General features: G+C 66.4%; 19 protein-coding genes. 8 read left to right on the top strand and 11 right to left on the bottom strand.

Features of this window, described 5'->3' with window-relative positions:
- Positions 1-267: 267 nt before the first annotated feature.
- Entirely contained in the window at positions 268-855 is a 588-nt protein-coding gene (locus AC1DEK_RS28575) for a chalcone isomerase family protein (protein WP_478128700.1), read from the top strand.
- Between the two features lie 19 nt (positions 856-874).
- Here AC1DEK_RS28575 and AC1DEK_RS28570 read toward each other — a convergent pair whose 3' ends face one another.
- Positions 875-1546 carry a phosphoglycolate phosphatase gene (locus AC1DEK_RS28570; RefSeq protein WP_478128699.1) on the bottom strand — a complete coding sequence of 224 codons (672 nt, stop codon included), beginning with the start codon at positions 1544-1546 and terminating at the stop codon, positions 875-877.
- Positions 1547-1572: 26 nt separating this feature from the next.
- Complete coding sequence (locus AC1DEK_RS28565; RefSeq protein WP_478128698.1) at positions 1573-2247, bottom strand: LuxR C-terminal-related transcriptional regulator; 675 nt, start codon at positions 2245-2247, stop codon at positions 1573-1575.
- Positions 2248-2483: 236 nt separating this feature from the next.
- On the opposite strand from AC1DEK_RS28565, the gene AC1DEK_RS28560 reads away from it, so the two are divergent.
- Together AC1DEK_RS28560 and AC1DEK_RS28555 are read left to right on the top strand one after the other, a co-directional pair.
- Positions 2484-3809 carry a DotU family type IV/VI secretion system protein gene (locus AC1DEK_RS28560; RefSeq protein WP_478128697.1) on the top strand — a complete coding sequence of 442 codons (1326 nt, stop codon included), beginning with the start codon at positions 2484-2486 and terminating at the stop codon, positions 3807-3809.
- Positions 3810-3960: 151 nt separating this feature from the next.
- A complete protein-coding gene (locus AC1DEK_RS28555; RefSeq protein ID WP_478128696.1) occupies positions 3961-4944 on the top strand; it encodes a type VI secretion system protein in 984 nt (327 codons plus the stop codon).
- A 12-nt stretch (positions 4945-4956) separates the two neighbouring features.
- Here the strand turns inward: AC1DEK_RS28555 and fusA are convergent, their stop codons facing one another.
- The 5 genes from fusA to phnD all read right to left on the bottom strand — a co-directional run bounded on the left by fusA (position 4957) and on the right by phnD (position 10959).
- Entirely contained in the window at positions 4957-7017 is a 2061-nt protein-coding gene (gene fusA, locus AC1DEK_RS28550; protein ID WP_478128695.1) for an elongation factor G, read from the bottom strand.
- Positions 7018-7131: 114 nt separating this feature from the next.
- Complete coding sequence (locus AC1DEK_RS28545; protein ID WP_478128694.1) at positions 7132-7911, bottom strand: PP2C family protein-serine/threonine phosphatase; 780 nt, start codon at positions 7909-7911, stop codon at positions 7132-7134.
- A 13-nt stretch (positions 7912-7924) separates the two neighbouring features.
- Positions 7925-9163 (bottom strand): serine/threonine-protein kinase, encoded by a 1239-nt coding sequence (locus AC1DEK_RS28540; RefSeq protein ID WP_478128693.1) that lies wholly within the window; start codon positions 9161-9163, stop codon positions 7925-7927.
- Entirely contained in the window at positions 9160-9816 is a 657-nt protein-coding gene (gene tagF, locus AC1DEK_RS28535; RefSeq protein ID WP_478128692.1) for a type VI secretion system-associated protein TagF, read from the bottom strand. The genes AC1DEK_RS28540 and tagF overlap by 4 nt, the downstream gene beginning before the upstream one ends.
- 135 nt (positions 9817-9951) lie before the next feature.
- Positions 9952-10959: a phosphate/phosphite/phosphonate ABC transporter substrate-binding protein gene (phnD, locus tag AC1DEK_RS28530; RefSeq protein ID WP_478128711.1), complete on the bottom strand. Its 1008-nt coding sequence runs from the start codon at positions 10957-10959 to the stop codon at positions 9952-9954.
- A gap of 138 nt (positions 10960-11097) precedes the next feature.
- On the opposite strand from phnD, the gene AC1DEK_RS28525 reads away from it, so the two are divergent.
- The 4 genes from AC1DEK_RS28525 to AC1DEK_RS28510 all read left to right on the top strand — a co-directional run bounded on the left by AC1DEK_RS28525 (position 11098) and on the right by AC1DEK_RS28510 (position 16517).
- Positions 11098-12984, top strand: coding sequence for an ATP-binding response regulator (locus tag AC1DEK_RS28525; protein WP_478128691.1), 1887 nt, complete (start codon positions 11098-11100; stop codon positions 12982-12984).
- 185 nt (positions 12985-13169) lie between these two features.
- Positions 13170-14174 carry an ABC transporter substrate binding protein gene (locus AC1DEK_RS28520; protein ID WP_478128690.1) on the top strand — a complete coding sequence of 335 codons (1005 nt, stop codon included), beginning with the start codon at positions 13170-13172 and terminating at the stop codon, positions 14172-14174.
- The gene (locus AC1DEK_RS28515; protein ID WP_478128689.1) at positions 14171-16174 is read left to right on the top strand and encodes a sensor histidine kinase; all 2004 of its coding nucleotides are present in this window, start codon (positions 14171-14173) and stop codon (positions 16172-16174) included. Before AC1DEK_RS28520 ends, AC1DEK_RS28515 begins: the two co-directional genes overlap by 4 nt.
- Before the next feature lie 73 nt (positions 16175-16247).
- Positions 16248-16517 carry a hypothetical protein gene (locus AC1DEK_RS28510; RefSeq protein ID WP_478128688.1) on the top strand — a complete coding sequence of 90 codons (270 nt, stop codon included), beginning with the start codon at positions 16248-16250 and terminating at the stop codon, positions 16515-16517.
- Here the strand turns inward: AC1DEK_RS28510 and AC1DEK_RS28505 are convergent.
- Entirely contained in the window at positions 16451-17113 is a 663-nt protein-coding gene (locus AC1DEK_RS28505) for a hypothetical protein (RefSeq protein WP_478128687.1), read from the bottom strand. The two genes, AC1DEK_RS28510 and AC1DEK_RS28505, sit on opposite strands and share 67 nt — an antisense overlap.
- A gap of 199 nt (positions 17114-17312) precedes the next feature.
- Positions 17313-17990 (bottom strand): response regulator transcription factor, encoded by a 678-nt coding sequence (locus AC1DEK_RS28500; RefSeq protein WP_478128686.1) that lies wholly within the window; start codon positions 17988-17990, stop codon positions 17313-17315.
- A gap of 199 nt (positions 17991-18189) precedes the next feature.
- Between AC1DEK_RS28500 and AC1DEK_RS28495 the strand changes: the two genes are divergently transcribed.
- Positions 18190-18894 (top strand): glycine zipper 2TM domain-containing protein, encoded by a 705-nt coding sequence (locus AC1DEK_RS28495; RefSeq protein WP_478128685.1) that lies wholly within the window; start codon positions 18190-18192, stop codon positions 18892-18894.
- Here the strand turns inward: AC1DEK_RS28495 and AC1DEK_RS28490 are convergent.
- A complete protein-coding gene (locus AC1DEK_RS28490) occupies positions 18848-19645 on the bottom strand; it encodes an alpha/beta fold hydrolase (RefSeq protein WP_478128684.1) in 798 nt (265 codons plus the stop codon). The two genes, AC1DEK_RS28495 and AC1DEK_RS28490, sit on opposite strands and share 47 nt — an antisense overlap.
- Positions 19642-20727, bottom strand: a complete 1086-nt coding sequence (locus AC1DEK_RS28485) for a M14 family zinc carboxypeptidase (RefSeq protein ID WP_478128683.1) — start codon at positions 20725-20727, stop codon at positions 19642-19644. Before AC1DEK_RS28485 ends, AC1DEK_RS28490 begins: the two co-directional genes overlap by 4 nt.
- Positions 20728-20751 lie beyond the last annotated feature (24 nt).

Raw genomic sequence — 20751 nt, 5'->3', positions numbered from 1 at the left:
TCGGCCAGCGGACGCTACGTGGTCGCTGGCGGGGTCATTCAAGGCTGGCCGGTTCAGGGTGACTGAGGGCCTCGGGCGCACGGCGTGCGCCGTGCAATCAAGCAAGCAACGTCGATGGCGTGCGCCAAGGCCAGGCTCCCCGGCTGCCTTGACCTGTCTGAATGACGTGATGAATGAACATGGAATGCGGAGTTTAGCCGAGGGACAACGAAGGTACAAAAAGATACATTGCACGCTTTTCGCACCCCAGAACCTAAGGAGGAATTGATGTTTCAGCTTGCTCTTCGGCGCGCACTCGCGCTGACCGCCCTCACTCTTGCGTCGCATGCGACGTTGGCCGCCCAGATCGATGTCGGAGGCGTCAAGATCGATGAAGCCCTCGATCTGCACGGAAGCAAGCTGCAACTCAATGGCGCGGGCGTTCGCTACAAGGCTGTGTTCAAGGTCTATACGGCCGGTCTCTACCTGAGCAAGAAGGCGGCGAGCCCCGAAGAAGTGCTCGCCGCACCGGGTGCAAAGCGCATGAGCATCACCATGCTGCGCGATATCGACTCGAATGAGCTGGGCAAGCTCTTCACCCGCGGCGTGGAAGACAACTCGCCCAAGGCAGAGATGTCGCAACTGATTCCCGGCCTGCTGCGCATGAGCCAGATCTTCTCGGACCAGAAGCAGTTGAAGGCAGGCGACACCTTCACCGTCGACTGGGCGCCGGGCACCGGCACGGTAATTTCGGTGAAAGGCGTTCCGCAGGGTGAGCCCATCAAGGAGCAAGCCTTCTTCAACGCACTGATGCGGATCTGGCTCGGCCCCGCGCCTGCCGATTGGAAGCTGAAGGACGCCTTGCTCGGCAAGTAGCGCAGGCAGGCCGCCTGGGCTACGCGCCGATCTCTGCCAGCGAATCGACAAACCCGTCCGCGTCCACGCCGCGGATCGGTTCGCCATGGTTGTAGCCATAGGTGACCAGCACCACGGGGCAACCGGCGGCGCGCGCGGCCCTCGCGTCGTTGCTCGAATCGCCGATCATCAAGGTCCGCGCCGGTGGAGCGCCCAGCGCTTCGCAAGCCTTGATCAACGGCAGTGGGTCGGGCTTCTTGCGTTCGAAGGCATCGCCGCCGAACATGACGTCGAAGAATTTGTCCAGCCCCTTGGCGGCCAGCAAGGGCCGCGCGAAGGCGGTCGGCTTGTTCGTCAGGCAGGCCAGGCGCAGACCGCGCGCCTGCAGGGCCGCAAGGCCTTCCACGACGCCGGGGTACACCGCGGCATGCTGACCATTGATGGCGAGATAGTGGTGCTGGTAGCGCGGCCACGCGCGATCGAACCACGCGGTCTCATCCAAAGAAGTAGCTCGCACCTGCTGGAGCACGGAGTGGATAAGGTGCTCCGAGCCTTTGCCGACCATGGCCGTCACTGTCGGTGCATCGACGTGCGGCAGGTCGAGTTCATCGAGCATGCGGTTCAAGGCGATGAGGAAATCGCCGATGGTGTCGATCAACGTGCCGTCGAGGTCGATGATCGCCGCGTCGAAGTTTGCAAGATCCAGGGCCATCGCCCGAGGATAAAGGCGCCGACCCCTCAGGCTTCGGTCAGCGACTGCGCGGCAACGACCGCCTCTGTCCGGTTGCGCACGTTCAGCGCGCGGAAGATCGCAGCAAGGTGGATCTTGACGGTGCCTTCGCTGATGCCCAGCGCACGCCCGATCAGCTTGTTGGGCTTGCCCTGCGACAGGAGCTGCAGCACCTCGACCTGCCGCTCCGTCAGCACATTGCGAAGATGCTCCAGTGTCTGTGCGGAAGCCGCGGCCGACCCACGCTGTGCCCCCTCGGTACCCGGAATCCCTGCGATGACGCCCGGCGGCACGGCCGACAACATCATCGGCGGCACATAAATGCCACCGGCCAGCACCAGCCTCACGGCCGACAGCATCACCTCGGGTGAATAGGCCTTGGGGATGAAGCCAAGCACACCCCGCTCGAGCGCACTGCGCATGATGGCCGGATCTTCGTAGCCGGAAAGCACGATCACCGGGACCGCCGGGTGCCGGCGGCGAATCTCGTCGATGTGAGCCTGGCCCTCGGCGCCCGGCATGTTCAGGTCGATCATGGCCAGGTCGATGTCGTCGGATGCACCGGCGAGCAATTCGTCGACGCTCATTGCCAGGACGAATTCGATTTCGGACTGCAGTTCCGACAGCTTGGCCTTGACCGCCTCGATGACGAGCCGGTGGTCGTCGGCGATCAGGATTTTCATGGCTTGCCCCATCATTGATGAACTCAGCACGCCGAAGATACCGGCGAAACCCGCCCGCATCAAGGCGGATTTGCCTACGAACGACATAGCTCCCAAGCGGTATAGCGCGCGCCCGCGCGCATGAAAGAATCGTTTCCCAATCCAGAAACGACAGGGAAAAACGGCCATGTGCCATCGATGCGGGCGCAATCGCAGCGTCCACCCCGTCGCCAGCAAAGCCTAGCCGCGAGCTCCGCATGGCGCGCCTGCTCGACTGCTTTTCGCCCCTGCTCTCCTTTGGCCTCGCGCTCGATGCATCGATCGCCGCAGGCCGCGTCAATGGCTCATGCGATGCGGCCCGGCGCAAGGCACGCATGCTCCTCGAAGAGGCCCGAGCGGCCGCTCGCAAGCTGGACAAGCCGGCAGAACAGGTCGAATCCGCGCTGTTTGCGATGGTGGCCTGGATCGACGAAATCCTCGCCCGGCATCCCGATTGCGCGGACGGGACGGAGCCGCTGCAAGTCCTGCTCTTCAATTCGAACAATGCACACAGCGAGTTCTTCCACCATCTTTCCGCGCTGCCTGCTGGCGAGCAGGAAGTGCGCGAGGTGTACTGGCACGCACTGGCGCTTGGTTTCAAGGGCCAGTATTACTTTGAAGGCGACGACCGTGGCGAACTTGGCAAGCTCAAGGAGCTCCACGGCAAGCAGTTGGCAATCCAACCTGCATGCCTGGAAAAACTGGCCGAGGATCACATCACTCCGCAGCCCTATGGCATGCCCGATCCGCCGGGCCCGCGCGATCCGCAAGGCCGCAAGCGGGCGCTGTTGCGCACGGGCGCCGCGCTGGCAGCCGCCATTCCGCTGGCTTATCTGTTCTCGGTGCTGATGGCGTCGCCTCGGGAATCACCGCCCACGCTCGTCCAGCGTGTCGACCAGCAGCTGCAGACTTACGCCTGCACGGATCTTTCGGCGGCGGTCACACCGGACGGGATGGTCCAGGTCAGCGGCTTCGTGTCTCAATCCGAGCAGGTGGCGAAGGTGCAGGAGGATGTGCGCGCCCTTCCGGGAGTCAGTGCCGCAAGCTTCGACCTCCAGTTGCGGGTCTGGCCTCATTGCGAGGTGGTTGCGATCCTGAAGACCCACCAGGCCCGCAACCGTGACATGGGCTTCGGCCTGAAGGTGGAGGCTTCGACCGCGCACCATGGCAGGCTGCGCGAGGGCGATCCCGTGCTGTTCCAGGTGACGAACGCCAAGTACGAAGGCTATCTCTGGGTCGACTACTACACCGCCGACGGTGCGGTGATGCATCTCAACGCGGGCAGAGGCCAGCCGCGCGTGCGGGCCAGCGAAGTGATCGAACTGGGCAAGGACATCCCCGCGAGCTGGCTCGTGGCACCGCCGTTCGGCACCGTGCTCCTCACGGCACTGTCATCGCCGACTCCCTTCAGCGATACCGCGGACAGGCCACCGTTCGAGCTGGCCTCCGCCTACCTGCAGCGTTTGCGAGAGTCGCTGGCGACGGCTGATACCGGCGCGCAGGTGATCGCCGACTTCGTCTTTCTCGAGACGGTTCCACGCTGATGCGATGACTTCGATACCCGCTCATTTCTGGTCTTTGCTCGTGGCGTGCCTGCTCGCCTTCCTCAGCCTGTGGTGGGCGCTGCTGGGTTCTGGCCGGGCCTCGCGTCGGCGGCGCTTGCGCATGTGCATCGAAAATTCCGCGGAGGGCCACGTGTCGCCCACAGACGCCGACGTCATCAGAATCAAGGCGCCCCTCGCCAGCCAGCTGCAGTCACTCGCCAATGTGAAGCCTTCGGGTGCGGTGCGCAATCCGCTCTACGCCATCCCATGGTTCCTGTTCGTGGGCGATCCCCTGGCGAACGCGCCCGATCTGCTCGCTGCAGCGAGCGGTCGTTCGTCGGCACCACCAGACAGCGCCAGCCAGCCATTTGCCTTCTGGCATTGGCAGCGACTGACGTCGATGATCGCCATCGACATCGATCCGCACTGGACGGCCGACCCGCAGAGCCCCAGCGATCGCAGCCTCTGGTATTGCGCCCTGCTGGAACTCGCGGAGCGCCGCAAGCGATTGCCGCTCAACGGCATCGTGGTGTGCGTCAGCGTCTCGATGCTGCTGGACACTGCACGCGGCAGGGCAACGGTCGCCCAACGGCTGCGCACGCTCGTGCAGGAAACAGCGGAGCATCTGCGCATTCAATTGCCGGTCTATCTCGTGGTGACCGGCCTGGAGCGCCTCGACGGTTATCAGGTCGTGCGCGACTCGCTGCCGCAGCAAGTTCTCTCGCAGGCGCTCGGTCATCGGCTGCGCAACGACGCATCGCCTCGCGCGCCGGCCGACACCCAGCTGGACGGACTCTTCGCGGAGTTCATGCAGCGCATGTATGCACTGCGGATGGCGCTTTTCCGTTCCAGCGAACACCCGGCCGAGCGGCGGGCGATCCATGCCTTCGTGGAGCAGGTCCGGTCGCTGCAACCGGGCCTTCGCGCTACGGCGGACTGCCTCTTCGGCAATGGCCAGGGACCGCGCTCGCCGCGCTGGCGAGGGCTCTACTTCACGGCCGCACCGCCCGACGGCAGCGGCGGCGCCTTCGCGCAGGATCTCTTCACGCGCTTTCTTCCCACCGACCAGCCGCTTGCGCATTCGAGAAGACCCGGCGCCGGCAGCGACAGCGATTTCGACTCGACGCGGATCTGACGCTTGCAGGCCTCAGTCTTCGTCGCGCACGCGGTGTTGGCCCATCAAGGTCTGCTGGACGCTGGGCGGCACGGCTTCGTAATGCGACAACGCGATCGTGTAGCGCCCCTGGCCGCTGGTCATCGCGTTGAGCCGCGATTGATAGCTGGACAACTCCGACATCGGCACCTGGCCCCGAACGACGATCGTGCCGGCCGCCAGATTCGACGTGCCGGTCACGAGCCCGCGTCGCGACGACAGGTCGCCCGTGACGTCGCCGACCGCGCTATCGGGTGCGGCGATCTCGATCTGCACGATAGGCTCCAGCACGATCGCCCGCGCGTCGCGGATCGCGGCCATGAACGCCTTGCGGCCCGCCGTGGCGAAGGCGATGTCCTTGCTGTCGACGCTGTGGTGCTTTCCGTCGTAGACCACCACGCGCACGTCGACGACCGGGTAACCGGCGATCGCGCCGGTCGTCAGCACCTCGCGCACGCCCTTCTCAACGGCGGGAATGAACTGGCCGGGGATCGTTCCGCCCTTCACCTGATCGACGAACTCGAAGCCTTCGCCGCGCGCCAGCGGCTCGATGCGAAGAAACACCTCGCCGAACTGGCCCGCGCCGCCGGTCTGCTTCTTGTGGCGATGATGGCCCTCGGCCGGTGCCGTCACTGTTTCCCGGTAGGCAATCCGCGGCGGGCGCGTGTTGACCTCGAAGCGATACACCTCCCTCAGGCGGTCGAGCAATACCCGCAGATGCAACTCGCCAAGCCCGTACACCACCGATTCATTGGTCGCGGCCACGTGCTCGACACGCAGGCACGGGTCTTCCCCCACCAGCTTGCCGAGGATTTCCCACATGCGCTGCTCGTCGCCATGCCGCTTGGGCTCGATGGCGAGGCCGTGTACCGGCACCGGAAACTCCAGCGGCGCCAGATGAACATGGTCGTCCTCGGCCGCGTCGTGCAGAACGGAGTCGAAGCGGATCTCGTCGACCTTCGCCACGGCGACGATGTCACCGGGAAGGGCGCGCGACACCTCCACATGGTCCTTGCCCTGCAGCATGAAGAGATGGCCGACCTTGAAGGGCTTGCGGCCATCGCCCACGAAGAGTTGGCTGTCGCGGGTCACGGTTCCCTGGTGCACCCTGAAGATGCCCATCTTGCCCACGTAAGGATCGACCGTGACCTTGAACACGTGCGCCAGCACGTGCAATGAAGGGTCCGGCCGAGCCGCCATGGGTTCAGCCGAGGCCCCTTCTCCCACGAGGAAGTCCGGCGGATTGGCCTCGGTCGGATCCGGCAGCAGCTTGACCATCACGTCGAGCAGTTCCGCCACGCCCGCCCCTGTGCGCGCCGATACGAAGCAGACGGGGATCAGATGGCCTTCACGCAGCGCCTGCTCGAGCGGTGCATGCAGCTCGCTCGGATCGACATCCCCATCGTTCAGGTAGCGATCGACAAAGGCCGCATCGACCTCGACCACCTGTTCGACGAGGGCGCGGTGCGCAGCGTCGACAGCGCCGAAGTCGCAATGCCCGTCGCGGCTGTAGAAGCAGTCGACCACGCGGTTGCCGTTGTCGTCCGGAAGGTTCAGCGGCAGGCATTCGCGGCCGAACGCGGCCTGGATCTGCGCCAGCAGCCCCGGCAGGTCGACGCCCTGTGCATCGATCTTGTTCACGATCACCATGCGCGTGAGATGCCGGGACGCCGCGTATTCCATCATGCGTACAGCCATCTGCTCGACGCCGGTGCTGGCGTTGATGACGATCGCTGCTGTTTCGACGGCTTCCAGGGCTGGCAGGCTCTGGCCCAGGAAGTCCGAGCCGCCGGGCGTGTCGATGAAGTGGATCCGCGTGTCCGCATGCGTCATATGCATGATCGACGCGTTCAGCGAGTGCTGCATTCGCCGCTCGAGCGGATCGTGGTCGCTGACGGTGCTGCCGCGTTCGACGCTGCCCGGTGCGCCGATGGCGCCTGTTCTGTGGAGCAGCGCCTCGGCGAGCGTGGTCTTGCCGGAAGCGGACGCTCCAACGAGCGCCAGCGTCCGCACCGCTTCCATTTCGGCCGCGAGGCCGTTCGATCGGCTTGGCATGAGTGGGTCTCCTCGACACCCCGGAGACGGCCGAACGGCCCGACCGGGCCGCGCGTCGTCTGGACGGCAATCCAGCGTACGGGATTGACCGGCCGGACGCAAGCCGATGCGCGGTCAGGATCGGTTCAGGCCTCCATTGAGCCAAATGGCGACGGCGGTGTAGTTGTCCTGCCCGGGCACCGCCTGCGCGCTGACTTCATCCCCGATCTTCGCGATCCACTCGCTCGCGTCGCGCGAGGCCCGCAGCGTCTCGCACAGCCGGACGTCCCCCAGCACCTCCCAGACGCCGTCGCTGCACAGCAGCACCGCATCTCCCGCCACGAGCGGCATGCGCCTGGACACTTCGACGTCGAGCTCTTCGTCGGGAGCGCCAAGCGCCGACAGCAGCAGATTGCGTCGCGGATGTTGCCTCGCGTGTTCCTCGTCGATCAATCCGCTGCTCACCATCTGCTGGACGAAGCTGTGGTCGACGGTACGGGTCACCATGGCCCGATCCCGAAACAGATAGGCCCTGCTGTCGCCGGTATGCGCCCATGCGATCTCATGCGCATGAAGATCGATGGCGGCCATGACGACGGTGGAGCGCATCGCGGCCAGCCTGCCGCCTTCGGCTTGGCGCGCCACCACGGCGCGATTGGCCTCCTCCAGCAGGTGCCGGAGCCTGCCGCTTTCGAGCCCCGGCGCCGCTGCAAAGCCCTGGAGCACGCTGGCGCAGGCGATCTCGGCCGCGACATCGCCGCCGCCATGGCCCCCGGCACCATCGGCCACCACGCAGGCGACGAAGCGTTCGTCCCTCCATTGGCCGAAGACGTCTTCGTTGTACTGCCGGTCGCCCTGCCTCGACAGGCTGACGATCTCCAAGTCCACCGGGGCGCCTTTCACTTTCAGTGTCACTTTCAAGTCCATTTCAGCGGGCGCCGAACGCCTGCCATGCAACGAGGACGGCGATGACGATCGGGACGGCCACCGCCAGCGCCACGGCCATGATGGGTGTCAGAGCGAAGCGCCTCTTGCGTTCGACGCCCGTCGGTGCCTGCGGCGGCGAAGTCGGCGAAGTCGGCGAAGTCGGCGAAGTCGGCGAAGTCGGCGAAGTCGGCGGCGGCAAGCCTGCAGGTGCCGTGCGCCGCCCGACAACCGGAACCGGACGCATCGGCGCCGCGATCGGTTCGAGACCCATGGCCTCCCGAAATGCCGCCATCGATTGCGGACGCGACTCCGGTCTCACGCCAAGCCCCGCGTCGATCGCCGCCAGCAGCCGCTCGCTGTACCGCCGGCGCAGCGCTTCGTCCTGCGCCAGTGGCCGATGGCTGTCCGCAAGAAGGCGTGCCACCGAAGGCGGCGGCGCGCGGCCACATACCGCGACATGCATGACCGCGGCCAGCGCGTAAACGTCGGTCCACGCGCCTTGCGCCATGTCAGGCGTCTCGGCGTATTGCTCGACAGGCGCATAGCCCGGCTTGAGGATCACGGTGATGATCTGTGTCCTGTCGCTGATCACGCGCCTGGCCGCCCCGAAATCGAGCACCACCGGCCGGCCGGAGCCTTCGAGCAGGATGATGTTGTCCGGCGCGATGTCGCGGTGGTAGCACTGTGCCTGGTGCATCACCGCCAGCGCCTGGGTGACGCCGTCCATGATGCGCAGCAGCCAGCCTTCTTCGGCACCGCCGGTCAACGCGGCCAGCGCCTGCTTGAGCGTGTCGCCGCGATAGAACGGCATGACCATGTAGGTCGTGCCGCGCTCCTGCCAGAAGCGGTAGACCTTGAGCAGCGACGGGTGCCCGAACTGCGCCAGCAGGCGCGCTTCCTTGATGAAGCTGCGCATGCCCAGTTCGAAGGTTTCGCGATGCCGCTCGGACAGCGGCACGACCACGCCGTCCATCCTGCGCGCCGACAACGCCGTCGGCAGGTATTCCTTGATTGCCACGACGCGCTCGAGGATCGGGTCCCAAGCCTCATAGACGACGCCGAAGCCGCCCTGGCCGACGATGCGTGTCACCTCGAATTCAGCGAGCCGGCTGCCGACCGCCAGCAACCCCGCTCCAAGGTTGCGCGGCGGAGGTCGCAAGGTCGGCGCAATCGTCGGCGCAACGGTCGGGCCTTCGCTCAGGAGCGCGGTCTTCGCCCTGGGTGCGGCCGGTCGATTCATGCGTCCTCCGCGCCCGGTGCGGCTGCGCCGGCACCGCCGAAGAGTGCTTCGAACTGGTCGTCCTGCGGCAAGCCCTGGCTTGCCATTCCCAAGCCCCCTTCGGCTGTCGGGTCGGTGAACCACAGCGACTGCCCCACCACGGGCAACGCGAGCACGGCTCCTTTGTCGTCGGCCACAGGCGCAGCGCGGCTCTCGAAGAGCTGATGCAGCAGCACTTCAAAGCCGACCGCGTCGAGCTTGTCTTCCAGTGCCTGGCAAACGGCGCGGGTGGCCAGCACCCACCACTGGCGCACGCTCGCCAGCGCCTCGCCCGTGAGTTCGGCATGTGAAGACAGCAACTCAGTCACGAGCGTGAAGGGGAAGTGCCCCATTGCGTCATCGGACGGAACCGAAGGAATGAGAACGCCGATCCACGATGGCGTCTGGACGACACCATTTCCGAGCACGAAACACCAGCGCGGCGCATCGAGGCGGCGCTCGCTTTGGTCCTGATGACGGACCCGAATCCGTCCGAGACCCGTGCGCAACCAGTTGTCCCAGTCTTCGCTGAACCCGGCCGGCAGGCGGCGATGCGCGAAGTCGTGCATACCCGGCAGCTTGCCGAACCAGCCCGGCGCCGCATCTCCAAGGACGGTATCCGCTTCGCCGTTCACAAAACCTCCGGCCAAGGCCTCAGTCGAAACACCCAGTTTCGTCCCCGCCGCCGCGGCAACAAATCCGGCTGATGGCCTACGGTGAGATGGCGGCTTACGGCGAAGGAACTATCGTGCCTTGCGCTCGCGCGAAGTTCAACGGCTTTCGCCGCGCAACGCGCTCACTTGGTCGGCGTAAGTGGTCTCGATGCGCTGCAGGCGCGCCTGGCGTGCCGCTTCATTCACCCATTGCGAAGTCATCGCGCTCTGCCGAGCCAGTTGGTAGGCCAGTTTTGCGGCCGGCAACAATGACGTGTTGTCCGCCGCCATGAAACCTGCAAGGTCGTGGAGCGACTTCAGGACAGCACGCTCCGAATCTCCGCGCGGCCCCCTGCTGCGCGCATATTCGACAAGAAAGCCCTGCACCTGCTTCTGGAACGCGGGCTCGTATTCGCGCCGGATGACGATCTGCGCATGCGGAATGAGCTCGGATTCCCAGATGACTTGCAGCCGATCCGCCTCGGCGGGGAATTGGAACTTGAACCGTTCAAAGTCGGCCGTGTTGTTGGTCGCGACATCCGCCTCGCCATTGGCGACCGCCAGCGCTGTCGCCTGGTGCGTGCCGACCACTTCGCTGCGAAAGCGCGTTTCCATGGCGATGTGGTTGGGCAGGAAGAGTTGCAATTGCGGCACGATGAAGCCCGACACCGATCGACTCTCTCCGCGCGCGATGCGCCACTTCTCCGGCTCGGCCAGCAGGCTCTTCAGGCTCGTGTAGTCGCCGGTCTTGCGCGTCAACAGCAAGGCGCGATAGCCAGGCAGGCCGTCGTGGCGGGTCACCTGCGCCACGACGTTCATGCGACGCAGCGTCACGGCGTCGAGCGCCATCTTGCCGGAGAGGAAGGCCATGTCGACCTGATTGCGCTGGATGGCCTGCTCAAGCGCCTCGTACGAGGTCACTGAAAGCATCGTGACCGGCCGGCCGATGGCGCGGCTCATGTCACCAAGCAAGGGCTCCCAGTCGTTGCGCGACTCGAAGGCGCCGCCCAGCGGCAGGATGCCGAAGCGCAAAGGTGTGGCCGTGCCGGCCGGCGGGTAAGCCGTCTGTGCCGAAGCGACCGCCTGACAAGTCAGAAGCAGGACCAAGGCCGCTCGCGCCAGCATCACGCCGACGCTCCGCGCCGGCGACCGGAACCAGTCCGGTCGGGATGCGATGGAGGCAAGGCTGGTCAAACCCATACAGTCGAGAACACAATTAAAAACCATCTTACTCATGCACGTGTCATTTTTCGCCATTCCTCCATGACCTGGCCCCCTCGCGCCCTCCGTCGGCTGCGCCTCACGCTGGCGCAGCAACTCGTGCTTCTGGCGCTGCTGCCGGCCATGGTCGCCACCTTGGGCGCGATCGGGGTGCTGACCCGCCAGCACCTGGCCAACGTGACCGAGTTGATGCGCGCCAACGCGCAGACGGTCGCACTGCAGGTCGCCACGGTGGCCCAATCGCAGATTCAGCACATGGATCGTCGCGCGCTGCAACGCACGGCGCAGTCGGGCAGCCATCAGCCGCATGTGCAGCAAGTGCAGATCTGGTCTGAAGACGGGGAGATCGTCGCCAGTTCGGAAAGCACGACCGGCAAGCGCGGCGAAGGGCTGCGCGTGATCGCGCCCATCATCGGGGACGACGGCAGGCACGCCGGCAAGGTGATGGTCGAGACGAGCCTCTCCGCCGTCGAGAGTGCCAGGCAAGCTGTGTGGATCAACGTGCTCCTGGTGCTTCTTGCAAGCCTGGTCGGCGTCGGACTGGCGGGCTGGTGGGCGGCGCGACGCATCAGCGCGCCGATTCGCGAGCTCGGAGAAGCCGTCGATCGGCTCGGCGCGGGCGAAGAGGCTCAGGTGAAGGTCCAGGGCACGGCCGAGGTCCGTCGCCTGCAGGATGGTTTCAACCAGGCGGCACGCGCGCTGTCGGAGAGCCGCAGCCAGCTCGAGATCCGCATCACCAACGCCACGGCCGAACTCGCGAGAAAGAACCAGCAGCTCGAAGTCGCGAGCCAGGCCAAGACGCGGCTGCTCGCAGCGGCCAGCCACGACCTGCGGCAGCCTCTGCACGCGCTCACGTTGTTTTCAGATGGCTTGGCCAACGGCGAAACCGACCCGGCACGCCTGCAGCGCATCGGCCACATCCGCGAATGCGTCGAATCGCTCGACAGGCTCTTCACGGAACTGCTCAATCTGTCGCAACTCGATGCCGGCGTGCTGCAGCCGCAATGGGCGGACTTCGCGCTCGACACGCTCTTCGACGAGATCAGCCGCAACTTCCGGGCAGTGGCCGAGCAGCAGAACCTGCGGCTGGTCGTGCGCAAGACCGACGCATGGGTACGCTGCGACTATGTGATGCTGTCGCGCATCCTCAACAACCTGGTCTCGAATTCGCTTCGGCATACCGCCGAAGGCGGCGTGCTGATCGGTGCACGCCGGCGCGGCAAAGCCATCCGCATCGATGTCTGGGACACGGGCATCGGCATCGCGGCACACCATCAGGCAAGAGTGTTCGAGGAGTTCTATCAGGTCGACCCGAACGGCCGCCCCGGCAGCCGCGGCACGCGCGGCATGGGACTGGGCCTTGCCACTGTCCAGCGGCTGGCCGCCTTGCTGAACACACGGGTCACGCTCAACTCGCGCCCCGACGAGGGTACCTGCGTGCGCGTGATGGTGCGCGCGACCGAGCCGGTGATCCCGACCAGCCTGCCTGCTCCTTTGCTGGCCGGCGCGATCGCCGAGGACGAGGCGAGCCTGCAGGACATCCGCGTGCTGGTCATCGACGATGAGCGCACGATCATCGAAGGTCTGCAGGTCGTCCTCTCGAATTGGGGCGCCGAAGTGATGGCCGCCCAGACCCGCGCCGAAGCGCTGGCGCTCGCGAGCGCATGGACCGAACCGCCCGATGTGGTGATCAGCGATTTGCTCCTGCAAGGCGGCGACAACGGGCTGGACGTGCTGGCGGCGCTCGAACGGCATCCGAACGGCATCGGGCCGTCGACCGCGCGGCTGCTCGTCACCGGCGAAACCAAGCCTGACCGCTTGCGTGAAGTCGCGAGCGCCGGTGTGGCCGTGCTGTACAAGCCGGTCTCGCCCAAGCTGCTGCGCCAGGCGATCTGCGCCCAATTGGCAGCCGTGCGCGAAGTCGCCTGACGGCCTTGCTGAGTTGTGGCTGGGTTCGCCCTTACGCCGTCAGACATAGACCGCACCACGGCGAGGATGCGGCGTTGCCCTCTCACGATGCGAGCCCGCGCAGGCGACATAAGCCCTCTGCCTTATCGCGCGCAAAGAGCCGCATCCGTACATTGGGTCCCAAGACTCACTGCGAATGCAGCTTCATGCCTGCGAACCGTTTCCCCCCATTGCTCCAGAAGCGGAGCGCCATTGCGGCCATCTCCATCGCCACTGCCTTTGGCTGCGGTGCGGCGGCATGGAGCGTCGCGAGCGCGGCCGGGCTCACGGTCTTGATGGCGGACGACAACGCGGCCCACAAGGACTTCGTCGTGCAATTGCGCGAGACCCAGGAGGCGGGTAGCCCGATTGACCTCGTCCAGGTAGCAGCCGGAGCACCCGGCATGGATCAGCCCCGCGCCATGAGTCCGCCGAAGGCAGGCGGCGGAAGCGGCCCCGCGAGCGCGGACATGCCGATCACCATGGCCGTCGGAATGATTGCCGCACGTGTGGCGGTGGAGAGACCCGGACAGGATCCGCTGGTGCTCGTGATGCTGAGCCGGCTCGACTACGAGATCCTGAAGATGAGCCCGGCCCTGCGAAACCCCGATCGCCAGATCGGCGTGGTGCTTCGCGAGCCGGCCATGAGCGACCAGCTTGCATTGATCGCTGCCGTGCTGCCGAACAAGCGCCGGCTCGGCGTGGTGGCAACCGCCGAATCGGAGCCCGTGGTGCGCGAGATGGAGGCGGCCGCCCAAGGCTGGGACCTCCAGGTCGAATATGCCCCCGATGCGAAAGCGCTGGCTGCGGCGCTGCGGGTTCTGGTGCCGCACAGCGATGCCCTGCTCGTGCTGCCCGACATGATCGGCGACAACCAGGCTGCCACCCTCACGGTGCTGCGCGCCGGCGCGGGCGCGGGCCTTCCTGTCTTCGGCACGAACGACGGGCTGGTGCGTTCCGGCGGCCTGGCCGCTGCCGTGTCGACGCCGACGCAAATGGCGCGGCAGGCTCGCGCGATGGGCCAGAAACTGGCAGCGAACGGCGGTGCCGGTGTCATGGTCGAGCCGGCGGCGCCGGCAACGGTGCGCGTCAACACCACCGTGGCACGCGGGCTGGGCTTGCGGTTGCCTGATGAACGAGAACTCACGGAGCGGGTCACCGCAGTCCGATGAACGCCGCGCCTCCCCATCCATTGGTCGCCCCGGCTTCGGAAGTGCGCCCGAGCGATCCGCCCGCCGCGGAAAGCCGCGACCTGCAGGTCGAGGGTAGTCTTCAGCGCGACCTGTTCCGCCTCGGCGTGGTGCCGTGTGCGGCAGTGGCATTGGCGCTCACCGGCTGGTTCACGAACAGCCGGCTCGTCACACTCGAAGCCGCCTTCGACACCGAAGGGCAGTCGGTCGCGAAGCAGGTCGCGGCCATGTCCGACCTGAGCCTCTACGCGGGCGACGTGCCCGCGCTGCAGAACGTCGCCAATGCCGCATTGCGCGGTGGCCAGGCCACGCGCGTCGAGATCAGCAATGGCGCGGGCATCTTCGTCACCGCCGGTCCGAAGCCGGCTCCGCTGGGTCAGCTTCGCACGTTCACGGCGCCCATCAACTTGCGCGAAGCCTCACCGACCAGCGCCTTTGCACCGGCAGGCGCAACCGCCGCGGGCGACGCCCCGATCGGATTGGTCCAGACCTTCCGCGACACCACCGCCTATGCGCACGAACGCACCCGCTCGTTGATGGCGGGGATCGGCATTGCGATGATCGCGCTGCTGCTCGCCTGGGCGTGGGTGCGGCACACGGCCCGGGCCGTCGTGCAGCCGCTGCGCCGGATCTCTCGCACCGTCGCTGCGCTGGAGGCCGGCCGCTTCGACGCGCGATGCAATGTCGTGACGCTGGCGGCGGAAGACGACCGCGATGCGAGCGCCCGCACGCACCGCGCACCGCATGAATTCGTCAACCTCGCGCACGACATCAACCGACTGGCTGAACGCCTTCAGCGCAACCGGCAACTGAGCGACGAGCAGGTGCGCGAAGCCACTGCGGTCGCATTGCAACGCATGGCCGAGGCGGAGCAGGCGGCGCTGTCGCGGGCGCGCTTTCTTGCTGCGGCAAGCCATGACCTGCGCCAGCCGCTGCATGCGATGGGCCTGTTCATCGATGGGCTGCTGCCCACGGCCAGCCCTGCCCAGCGGCCGGCCGTGCTTCGCCTGCAGGAGGCCACCGACTTCATGGGCGTGCTGCTGGACGATCTTCTGGAGATCTCGCGGCTCGATGCACAGGTGCTGACGCCGACAAGCGCCAACGTCTCGTTGGCCGCCGTGTTCGATCAGCTCGACGCACAGCATGCCGCTCCCGCCAAGGCGGCGCGCGTGCGGCTGATGTGGAAGGACCGCGGCCTTGCCGTCCATACCGACCCTGCCTTGCTGCTGCGCATCGTGGGCAATCTGGTCAGCAACGCGGTTCGCCACACGCCGGCGGACGGCACGGTGCTCGTGGTCGCGCGGCGCAGGGGTCGCAGCGTGCGCATCGAGGTCCGCGACAACGGCGTCGGCATCGCACCCATCCATCAGGCCCGCATCTTCGAAGAGTTCTACCAGGTGGCGAACACCGAACGCGACCGCCGCCAGGGCTTCGGCCTGGGCTTGTCGATCTGCGCTCGGATTGCGCTGCTGCTCGGCACGCGCATCAGCGTGCGGTCGGCGCTTCAGGCCGGCAGCACCTTCGCGCTCGATCTCCCGATTGCCGATCCCCGGCGGGTGGCGCTGCCCAGACCAGAACCCGCCATTCCGGCGCCGCTGGCGGGCCTGCATTGCCTGGTGGTGGACGACGATCCCGCCATCCTCGACGCCAGCCGGACCCTGCTCGAACTCTGGGGCTGCCGTGTCGACTGCGCATCCACGCACAAGGAAGCACTCGCGCGGCTCGACCGATCGGATGCGCATTTCGACGTCGTGCTTTGCGACCTGCAACTGGCCGGCGATGAAGACGGCATGGAAGTGATCGAGGACACGCGCCGGCTTCAGCCCGATGCGCTGACGGTGCTGGTGTCGGGCGCGACCGGGCCCGAATCACTCCAGCGTTTGCGCCAGGACGGCGTGATGCTCCTGACCAAGCCGGTCGCGCCAGCGAAACTTCGGGCATTGCTGTCGACCCGCCGCACCGGCGCCCTGGCGTGCTGTTGACGCCACCATTCAGCGGCTCCATGGCTGCCTTGCGACTGCTCTACCATTGCCATTTTTGGCCGAGCGGACAGAGATGGAACCGATGCATTGGGAGTACATGGGTGCCTTGGGCGGCGTCATCGGTGTGGGCTGGCTGGTCGTGGTGCCGATGTATCGCGGATGGACGCACCTGAACGAGAAGATGACCGGCCGCGTCAAGCGCAGCATCCGGATGATGGCGGAGGTCGATGACGCATCCACCCCGGGAGCCTCGGCCACCCCGGCCACCCGCGGCGTTCAGGCCGGCGCCAGCGCAGTGCCAAGTGCGAAGCACACGGTGTCGGCTTCGACAGACAACGCATAACCCAGCCCTTCGGCCAGCGATTGCAGCGCAATGGCGTCGATGGCCAGCGCGCGGGGCGCGCGATGCGCATGAGCCAACGGATCGGCGGGCGCGGATTCACCGGGTCGGGCCGAGAGACGCAGTGCATCCTCTCCGTCGGGCTCGACCTGGATCTCTCCGATATTGGGCACGCTGTCGTGCAAATAGCCCAATGCCCCGAGAAACATGTAGCGCAGCGCCGCCCCGCACGGAAAGCGCCTTTCGCCTTCCACCGGCGAAAGCCCGTCGGCGACCTGGATACGAATGCCGCGCAGCTCGAAAGCCACCCGCATGAGCGCCGTGCAACGCGCCACGAGATCGCCTCGGGTGATGCCCTCGTCATCGGTCGACAGCTCCCAGTCGCGCAAGGCGTGAACGCCGAGCGCGAGTGCCGCGACCTGTTCTTCGATCAAGCCCACCCGCTCGGTCCAGGCGGGGATGTCCGCTTCGCTCGGGGCCGACATCTGGCGTTTCAGCAGAAGCGCGCTCATGCGAATCACGGATACCGGCGCGGCCATTTCGTGGCGAAGCGCGGGAAGCGCCCGCGTGAGCAATTCATGGCGCACTCCGGCGGCCATCCAGCTGCGAGCGCCTGGCGATGCCTTCATCCGCTGGCAGCGCCCGACTGGCGGCGCCCATGGGCCCGCCGGCCGTCAACGATCAGAGTGTTCATTCGAAATCTCCCCCGGAGCGAAAGCAGGCGAGTATGGGCCGGCAGGCGAGTTTCGGAATGTAGGACACGGTCTCTCGTGGGGCGTCGCTGGGTGCCCGGCCGACTCAGGCAGTCTGACCCGAAACGCCCGCTTCGATCCGGCCCAGTGCCCGGACAAGGTCAGGCAATGACCGGGCGCCCATTTTTTCCATTGCATTGGCACGGTGCAGCTTGACCGTGCGCTCCGCCGCGCCGAGCGCCATCCCGATGTCCTTGTTGGGAACACCCGTCACGACCATGGCAGCCACCTGCCGCTCCCGTGGTGTGAGCGTGGCAAAGCGTGCCTTCAATGCGTCGACCTGCTTCAAGGCCTCGCGGCGCGAGATGTGATGGGCCACGGCGTTTCGCACTGCACCCACGAGCGCCTCGCCGTCCACCGGCTTGAGAAAGAAATCCCGCGCTCCGGCCTTCATGGCCTGAAGGGTGTCACGCGCGCTGGCCCTTGCTGTCACCACGACGACGGGAAGAGGCTCTGCGCTGCGCGTGATCACGTCCTGCAGGTCGAGCCAATCGGGTGCGGCCATGTGGAGGTCCAGGACAAGGCATGCCGCCTCGTCCCCAGTGTCCATCTCCGTCTCGAGCAGTTCGCCGATCGAGCCATAGGCGCGAACGCGGTAGCCGGCGACCTTCAGTTGATGGGATGCCGCATTCCGGAAAGCTTCGTCGGTGTCGACCACGCAGACGAGCGGCGTTTGCGTCTGCGTGGAAAGTTGATGGAAGGCGTCGTCCTTGGATGGCGTCATGAATGAATAAGCAGATGGCAGATGAATGCGGGAGCAATGCCGGATGTTCATCATACGAACGCGAATTACAGCGGGCTTTCAAAAGCGATGTAGCCGCAGACGCACAGTGTTTGTGGGATTCGGGCGCATTGACAGCCGCCCTGCGCCGGCGATGCTGTTTATTGATCCGGTGCCTTCGCACCATGACAGGAAGGATTTCATGCAACCGCAAACGCAACCGCAACCGTCGCAACCGTCCAAGGCGCTTTGGGTGGCGATCTGCGTATTGGCGATCGCCGTGGCGGCGCTCGGCGGCGCGCTGGTTCACAAGGAAGTGACGGGCAGTGCAACGGCGACAGCACCCACACCGGCCTCGACGGCCGTCGCAGCCGCGCCGCCCGCCAAGACGCCGGACGATTTCCCCGGGCCGCCTCCGGTGCAGGCAGTCACCCCTCCGCCACCTGCGGCCCCGGCACAGGCACCGGCACCCGTCAGGGCCCCCGAGGTCATTCCGCCCAAGGTGGTGCAGGCCAATCCTGCGGGTGCCGCCTCTGGCCCCGAACCGGCGCCCGCACCGGTCAAGCCGTGTTCGGTTTGCGGCCATGTCGAGTCGGTTCGCAAGGTGGAACGCCAGCAACCCACATCGGGCGTCGGCGCCGTGGCCGGGGGCGTGGTGGGCGGCCTGGTCGGCAATCAGATCGGCAGCGGCAACGGCCGCACGGCGGCCACAGTGCTCGGCGCGGTCGGCGGGGGATTCGCGGGCAACTCGATCGAAAAGCACACGCACACGAAGACCGTCTATGACGTCAGCGTCCGCATGCAGGACGGATCGGTGCGCAGGGTGGAAACGAGCACGGCGCCGCCCATCGGCAAGGCCGTCACCCTGAAGGGAAACGTGCTGCGCCCGGCTGACGGCCGCAAGTGAACGACAGGCTCGCCCACTGGGCGATTTGGCGAGCCAGCCATGGCCCATCGTCCAACGGGAGATCGTGGCCGGCAGTGGGATGCAGGACGATGGCGAGTCTCCATGCCCGCGCGAGTGCTCGCGAGCATTGCACGTTCACTAGCGCGTCGCATTGGCTCGCCAGCACCAGCAGCGGCACAGCCGGCGCCTCGGCAGGCGCACGATAGCGCGCAGCGGCAATCAACTGCCGCAATGCATTGGCAGCGTGCACGCGGCGGGTTTGGCGCAAGTCCGTCCATTCGTCGATGACCGCCGCCGGCTGCCGGGGGTGGCGCGTGGTCATGCGCAGGATCGTCTGCTCGCGCTGGCGATCGCCTCGCCCTGGCATCAACAGGCTTGCCAGCGCCCCATAGTTCGATGGCCGGAGGCGCTGGTACCAAGGGCTGAAAGGACGCACGCTGGTGTTGACGATCGCGCAAGCGGCCAGTTCGTCGGGGTACCGGCGCGCCCACTCGATCGCCACCATCGCTCCGAGCGACATGGCGAGCAGGCAGACGGGCTCCTCGATTGCCAGCTTTCGCAACTCGCGGCGGCAGCTTTCCACCGTGTCCTCGATGCGGGCGGGGCTTCGTTCCCCATTCAGTCCGCCGTTGCCCGGCAGATCGATCGCGATGACGCGCGCCCCGGGCAAGGCATCGCGCAGCATCGCCGGAAAGGCTCCCCAGTGCGCCGCTTCGCGTGTCAGTCCGCGCAGCAGCAGCCACGTGCTCATGTCGCGCCTTCCTTGCCGTACCACCGCGCCATCGCACGGCGCGTGTGTTCGATCCTGCGGGCGCCGGTGGGCACCCAGCGCTCGTGACTGCATGCCGCACGCACGAGGAATTCCAGCCATGCGACGTGACGGCGCAGCACGCGCTGCTGACGATGCGCGATCACCGGATTGAAGATGCCGTGGCGCGAAAAAATCTGCCTCGGATTCTTCTTGACCCACAGCCACGAGCCCATCTCCAGTGTCAGCGGCAGGAAGATTTCGGCTCTGTCGCAGGCGCGCAGGTAGAGGTGATCCCACAGGTCGCCATGCGTCAGGTATTGCCGGCTCTGCGGTTCCAGCACGTAGCGGTGATGCAGCAGTGAATCGTCAAGGATCTCGCAGAGCGCATGCATCTCCGCGAGATGCGCAATCGGCCGCGACGTGTGCGCGAAAGGAAACCAGATGCGGTCAGCCAGGCCGAAGCCCGAATGGCAATCCACCGCGATGCTGAACGGCCGGCCCAGCAGTTCGGCCTCGACCAGTTCGCACAGCGCGGCGCTCTCGCGCTCCATCGGCGCGCCCTCCGCGCCGCGATACCACGGCAAGGCGGCACTGACGCGCTGGCCGCCGATGAGGAAGGGCACGCGCTCGCGGGATTCCACCGGCGCGTTGCGCATCAGGTCGACGCCATTCGGATTCGCGCGCGTGCCAAGCCACAGCCCTCCCGGATTGACCAGGGGCACGAAGACCAGGCGCACCGACTCCAGCTGGCGGTGAAGGGTGTCGTCCCATTGCAGGCGCATCACGAGACTGCGCAGACAGGCAATGGCGACTTCGGCGCCGATGCGCTCCAGGCCGTGCACGCCGCCGAAGAAGCCGACTGCCGGCGCGTCCGCGCGCGCACTGCCGAGCATGAAAGCCTCGACGGAGAATTGCCGTTGGCCCGCATCGACCTCGCAGAGCACGCGCCGGGTGATGTGCGCACCGGCGAGTTCAGCAAGCCTTTGCAGCTCCAGCAGTTCGGGCAGGTCTGTTGGCAGGTCTGTTGAAGTCACGCGCAGCGGGATGAGTGGTGCGCGCAGGATAGCGGCCTGTCGCGACATCAATCCGTCACACGCACAGGCTAG

The organism is Variovorax sp. 10N420 (assembly GCF_056394705.1).
The sequence above is the reverse complement of the archived record's forward strand: the minus strand, read 5'-3'. Positions and strand labels throughout refer to the sequence as shown.